Below are 6004 nucleotides of genomic sequence, written 5' to 3' on the forward strand. Positions count from 1 at the left end.
TCGAACCGTCCGAGAGTCGATACTGATCAATACGGCCGCGACAGCAGGGTGATGGTATCCGTCGCCGTTTAGCTGCTGACGTGCCACTGCGAATTTCCTCCAGAATGGATTAGAGTAGGCCGATTAAAGGACGGGCCATGAAGACGCAGCGATTTGCGTAAGAGCGGATTATTGCGGTGTTGAAGGAGCAGGAAGCTGGCGCGAAGGCGTCGGCATTGCAGCGTCGTTCGAAAAGCGGCAGCTCCCGTGCTAAGCGGCGGCCGGAGAGGGTAAATGCGCGACGGACTGTTCAACGAAGGCCTATTCTTCAGCCTAGATCGTGCCCGAAGCGCCATCGCTGAATGGGCAGCCGTTATAATCATTTCCGGCCGCACTCATTGCTCGGTTATCAGACCCGGCAGTTATGCGGGTTGCACGCACCGCGCCATTTGGCGAATTCAAAACCGGCGGAGCTCTAATCGCCGCTGGATTAAAGCTCAGTGGTACGTCAACGGTGCTAGTGCGCGTCGGTGCTTCTTTTGATGAGCGATGAACAAGATTTGATTTATATGCCAACAAATGCAGACGGTGATGACTGTTGCAATCGATCCGACATCGACCAGCATCGGTTTTTTGGACGCCGGATCAGCGAGCATGTTTACTCTGAGGAAGAACTCTGCGCCCGCCACAATCGGGCGTAAGAATCAGCACTCTTCAACAGCTCATCGTGCGTTCCCTCAGCGATGACCCGCCCCTTGTCCAGGACTACAATTTTGTGTGCGCCACGAACGGTCCTCAACCGATGAGTGATGACGATGATGGTTTTCCCGGTGCTGGAAAGATCCTCAACAACCCGCATGACAAATTCTTCCGCTGCGGAGTCCAAAGAAGAGGTCGCTTCGTCAAGGATTAGAACCTCGGGATCGCGATAAAGGGCGCGAGCTAATGCGAGGCGCTGCTTTTCACCTCCCGACAGGCGTATACCGTTATCGCCTAGCTGCGCCTGGAAGCCCCCGGGCCAGCGCTCGATGCACTGCCGTAGCCCTATTTGATCACAAATACGTACGATTTTCTCGAACTGGACGTCGAAGTCGCCTAAGGCGATATTTTCGATCACGGAACCGGAGAAGACGTCGATTGATTGCGGTACCGCAGCTACCACCCTTCGCAATAATGCGCTCGAGAGGTCTTGGAGGGCATATTGGCCGATCCGGATGCATCCATCCTCAAGCTGATAGACATTCTGCAATAAGGCCGCAAGAGTACTTTTGCCCGAACCGCTCTCCCCGATCACGGCCGTCACCTCTCCCTTGCGAAACCAGACGCTGAGATCCTTAAAAAGCACTGGCTGCGCGCCATAGCGAAACGTGACGTTCTCAAGGCAAATATCGCCGAGACCGATCTCCGTAGCATCGATGCCGCTGCACCTTGCTGGCTCCAGTTCGAGGATCTCGAAAAGTCTGTCCGCCGCGATAAACGCGTCCTGAACGACGCGGTTGGTCTGGAGCAGGCGAGCGACTGGTCGGGTGACATAGCCAAGCAATGTATAGCAGGACAGCAATTGGCCCGGTGTGATGGCCTGTTCGAGCACCAGCGTTGTTCCGAACCACATTAGCACGATGGTAAAAAGGACCGACAGGAATGCCGAAGCGTTGTCGCCGCAGATTGCGATCAGGCCGGAGCTGTAGACGGAATGCAGCATCTTTACGAAGCGGGTCTCCATCTTAAAGATTGCGAAGCTCTCAACGCCGGAGGTCTTGATGGTAGAGACGGCTCCGAGTGATTCCACCAGTTGCGCCTCGAGATCGGCAGCATTCTCCATGATGACACGCTGAAGATTCCTATTCATCCCATTGATGGCCCAATATGCGAGGAGGTACATTGGGATGGAGAGCGCCACGATCAAAGCAATCTTCCAGGAATAAATGAACATCAGCCCGAACGAGAACAGTACCATCAGCACGTCGACAAACATGTTTATCGAGACGTCGTTCAGGAAGCTCCTGATTTTCACCGCGTCGTTCATGCGCGACACGATTTCGCCCATTCGCATGCTGTCGAAGAACTTCTGGGGCAGGGCCAGGATGTGATTGTAATAGCCGAGGATCAGGTAAACGTCGATCTTTTGCCCCGTCTGAAGGACCAGCCGACCTCTAAGGAGGTTGATCAGGATCTGTATCACGAGGATAAGCAGCATTGCGATGCTCATCAAATTGAGCAGGTTGCGGTTGCCCGCTGGGATCACATGATCAACGATATTCTGTACGTAGATCGCCGTGGAGAGACTGAGGATCGTCGTCACCAGCGCGCCGGCGAGAGCCTGCGCCATCACCGTCCTGTGTGGCGCAAGTAGACGGGCGAATCGGACGAACGGCGACGTGGTCTCGTCGCGGCGATTGAACGTGTCTGCAGGAACCAGCAGAACCAGGACGCCGGTCCATTGCTCCATGAATTCCTGATGCGACACTTTGCAGATTTCGCCATAAGCCGGGTCCATGACGGTGACCCAATTGGCGTCGATCGCGTAGACCACTACGAAATGGTGCAGGACCTCCTTGACGACGACGTGCGCGATAGCGGGCTTAGGGATCTTGTGCAGGCTGTCGAAGCCACCTTTGACGCTCTTAGCGACGAAGCCCAGCTTCTGCGCCGCTTCCGTGAGCTCCAGCATACTCGTACCGGAGCGGTCGGTCGACGCATACTGGCGGATGCGCGCCAATGGCAACTTGTAGCCGTAGAAGGCTGCGACAGAAGCGAGGCTGGCGGCGCCGCAATCCGTGATGTCGCGCTGCTTGAACTTAACTGCCTTATTCGACATGGAAGCTCGCTGGCTGTTGGGACAAAATTAGCGCCCTGACAGCATCGGATTAAGCCAATCGTCTGCCTGATCATAGAGCAGTTGCAGGAGAGTGCGATTGGCCAACAGAAAGCGGGCCCGCACGGTCATGCCTTTCTTCAGGTGACCGATGGCTCCGCTCTTTAGCGCGAGATCACTGCGAGAGAGCGCGCAGTGGACCTTGAAGACCGAGTTCCCGTCATGCAGAGTGAAGTCCTGCGCCACATCGAGCACCGTTGCTTCGATGACACCCCATTGATTGTAGTTAAAGGCATCCACTTGGAGCCGCACCGACTGACCAGCCTGCACAAAGCCAATGTCGTTGGGGGAGACGTAGATTTCCGCCACCAGTTCGTCGTTCGGCGAGATCCAGGCAACGGTTTGCCCCATCGGAACATAGCTGCCGGGCGCGAGGCCGGAGAACTGCTCGAGAGCGCCCGACACTGGGGCACGGATGCGGTGCAGGTCTCGTTCGTTCTCGAGCTGATGCAAGGTGGCCGTGAGTTCCTTTAGGCGTAGGCTAGCGTCAAAGAGCTGCTGGTTCCAATCGGCGGTTTTGCGTCGCGCGAGGATCTCCCCTTGGACCTCGATGCTTTGGAGAGCGAATGCCTTCTCCTCAACGGCCTTCGCAGGCGCCGCAGCAGCCGAGACAAGGCGCTTTGCGCGGTCGAGTTCCGCCGCGGCGTTACTGCGAGCATATTGGTTCTCGCGCAGCAGGTTGAGAAAATGCACCCTTTCAGCCGTCGCGAAGTCGGTTTGGAGGGGGGGTGAGACACTGGGCCTTGCGACGGAGGAGATCAGCGTTTGGAAGTCATGGGCAAGATCGCTCTTGGCATGAATGTCGGCTAAAACCGCGTTGAGCTTTTCCTCAATAACCTCATCGTCAAGGGCGAGGAGATCCTGCCCCTTAGCAACAACATCGTTCTCAAAGACAAGGACACGGGAGATGCGTCCGGAGACGGGCGCTATCAGGGGCGTCTTCTCCACGATGGGGCGAATAGTACCGGCACTCTGCACAGAGACCGGTATGGTGACGAGTGGCAGTGAGGCAAATGCCGCGACCACGAAGAGCAAGATCGCCTTATAAATGCCCAAAGATCGACCTGATCGTCGCGACAATATAGTTTCTGCGGTGCAGCTGGCCGTTTCAGCAGAAAGGGGAACTGCTCTGTAGTCACTAGAAAGCATCGAGAGCCAGCGCCCTTTGTATCAATCAAAGAAGTAATGGTCCAAGGCAGCGCCCCCGATGCTCGCAGCCACGAAGCCGACAAACGCGGCAATTGCGAATGGTATTTGCCAAATACCTCCAGAGATTTCAGCTGCTTCTTGAGGATTTAATTCAGTTACACGATAGGCTGCCGTGTCGATCTTCATTGGTTTTCTCCTTTCAAGAGATGCTTCTTCGGGGCAGTCACGTGATAGGCTGCCATGTCACTCTTCATTGTTGTCTCCGCTCCAGAGATGAAGTGAGAAGATGCTAAGGTCCCGTCGGGAGCTCCTGGCGGCGCGCAATAAAAAGGTTCAAGATTCGTGCCAATGCAGAAAGAGCGAAGAGCATCAGAGAACTGTTCTGCATGCTATTCAATGGCTGCCCCCCAGAGCGCTGCGACGTGCCAAACCGCACATCACCGTCTCAAGCACGACAAACCCGACTAAGGGTTCTGAATGAACGTCCTGACCAGGAGTCGACAGCCACTGTCGCAATGGCTTTATAAAGGACTTGCCAGGGTAGGATTGCCGTCGAGACCAGGGAAAGCCCAATCTAATATGACGGACCGCAACGTGCGCGTGGCATGGCCCAGATGATGCGACGTGGCAGATAATGCAATCAGACGAATGCGAAGTCCCACCCTGTCAGATGCATATTTGGCAAGGTCGGCCACAGCTGCACACCAGCAAAGTGGACCAACGCATCCACGCTGTTTTCCAAGGTGACATGGGCCAAATTCGCAGTGTTCTCCATTGCCGTCGTAGACAAGCACGCGTTGTCGGCAGCCTCGCTTGAAGTTGCACGTGCGGCGGCAGGGTTACGCATGTATCATGCCAATAAGATGATATGCGCGGAGCCATTGTCCTATGTCGGACGTTGTCAAAAGTATAACGTTGCGATTGGATTTCAGCGTTCGGTCATGGACGTCACAATCCGAATGCCGCCATAATGGCATTTGAGCTTAAATGTCTTTCGGCATCTAAACCAAGGACAGCTCGTTTTAGCGACTTCGATGATACGCAAGTCCTGGATCTTCAACTTGGCTGGCATGACCTTTGCCTCTCCGATTTAAAGGCGGCGGGAACGCGCGCGTCCGGCTTTCCACGAGGGGACGCCTTGATGCCTGGCGACGAAAAGCACTCCCCTTAAGCGCAGAACTTCATTTGATCGAAGGAAGACCAGACGTGAGATCTGGACATGACAAGCCGGACTGGAGACGAAAGTCATTGCGCGCGGAGTCATCGATTTTCGTCTCGAAAAAATATAGTGGGGCGCATTTGCCTTGGTATACCATCTACCCAACGATACAGGAGTTTTCTTCAGAAGTCGGCGCCCACACTTATGAGCAATGGCTGAGAAGCCTAGAAGCTGATGACGCTGTTTCGCTCTATCTTCACATTCCATTCTGCCGCTCGATGTGCTGGTATTGTGGTTTTCCGACTAGCATCACTCGTCTGGATACTTTGATCATCAATTATTTAGCAGGGTTGCGTGAGGAGATCCGGGTGGTCGCGGAACAAACGCCACAGGCACTACCGGTGAGGGACGTGCACTTCGGTGGCGGATCCCCGACCATCATGCCGCCGGCAGACTTCCTGTCGCTAATGGAACTCCTGCGCGGCTGTTTTGCGTTGGAGAACGCGGCAAACATCGCTATCGAGGTCGACCCCCGCACGTTCACCATCGATATGGCCGAAGCCTTAGAAAAAGCCGGTGTAAACCGCGCAAGCGTCGGTGTGCAGAGCTTCGATCCCATCGTACAAAAAGCGATCAACCGGGTTCAGAGCGAGGCGCAAGTGATGACTGCCGTCGAAAACCTGCGCCTGCATGGAGTAGGGCGCATCAATCTCGACCTGATGTTTGGTCTGCCGTATCAAACAGTCCAGTCCTGTCGCCAGAGCGCGTTGTTAGCTATTGCGATGCGTCCCGACCGCCTCGCGGTTTTCGCTTATTCTCACGTTCCGTCCTATAGAAAAAAT

General features: G+C 55.2%; 4 protein-coding genes and 1 pseudogene. 2 read left to right on the top strand and 3 right to left on the bottom strand.

Annotated elements, in window-relative coordinates:
• Positions 1–273: 273 nt before the first annotated feature.
• Positions 274–532 (top strand): annotated as a pseudogene (locus BN77_RS33180) (integrase core domain-containing protein); the annotation flags it as partial.
• Positions 533–637: 105 nt separating this feature from the next.
• On the opposite strand, the gene BN77_RS30920 reads toward BN77_RS33180, so the two are convergent.
• From BN77_RS30920 to BN77_RS33965, 3 genes are all read right to left on the bottom strand, one after another.
• Positions 638–2797 (bottom strand): peptidase domain-containing ABC transporter, encoded by a 2160-nt coding sequence (locus BN77_RS30920; RefSeq protein ID WP_007539753.1) that lies wholly within the window; start codon positions 2795–2797, stop codon positions 638–640.
• Between the two features lie 27 nt (positions 2798–2824).
• Complete coding sequence (locus BN77_RS30925) at positions 2825–3910, bottom strand: HlyD family secretion protein (protein ID WP_007539755.1); 1086 nt, start codon at positions 3908–3910, stop codon at positions 2825–2827.
• Between the two features lie 114 nt (positions 3911–4024).
• Positions 4025–4189 (bottom strand): class IIb bacteriocin, lactobin A/cerein 7B family, encoded by a 165-nt coding sequence (locus BN77_RS33965; protein WP_131815271.1) that lies wholly within the window; start codon positions 4187–4189, stop codon positions 4025–4027.
• 1062 nt (positions 4190–5251) lie between these two features.
• Here BN77_RS33965 and BN77_RS30935 point away from each other — a divergent pair.
• On the top strand, positions 5252–6004 hold a 753-nt coding region (locus BN77_RS30935), incomplete at its 3' end, for a radical SAM protein (RefSeq protein WP_040679122.1).

It is taken from the genome of Rhizobium mesoamericanum STM3625 (assembly GCF_000312665.1).
GTDB classification, from domain to species: domain Bacteria; phylum Pseudomonadota; class Alphaproteobacteria; order Rhizobiales; family Rhizobiaceae; genus Rhizobium; species Rhizobium mesoamericanum.

Bases quoted from the DNA above. Each gene is read 5' to 3' on its own strand.
- BN77_RS30920 (WP_007539753.1), bottom strand. From the start codon at position 2,797: ATGTCGAATAAGGCAGTTAAGTTCAAGCAGCGCGACATCACGGATTGC.
- BN77_RS33965 (WP_131815271.1), bottom strand. From the start codon at position 4,189: ATGAAGATCGACACGGCAGCCTATCGTGTAACTGAATTAAATCCTCAA.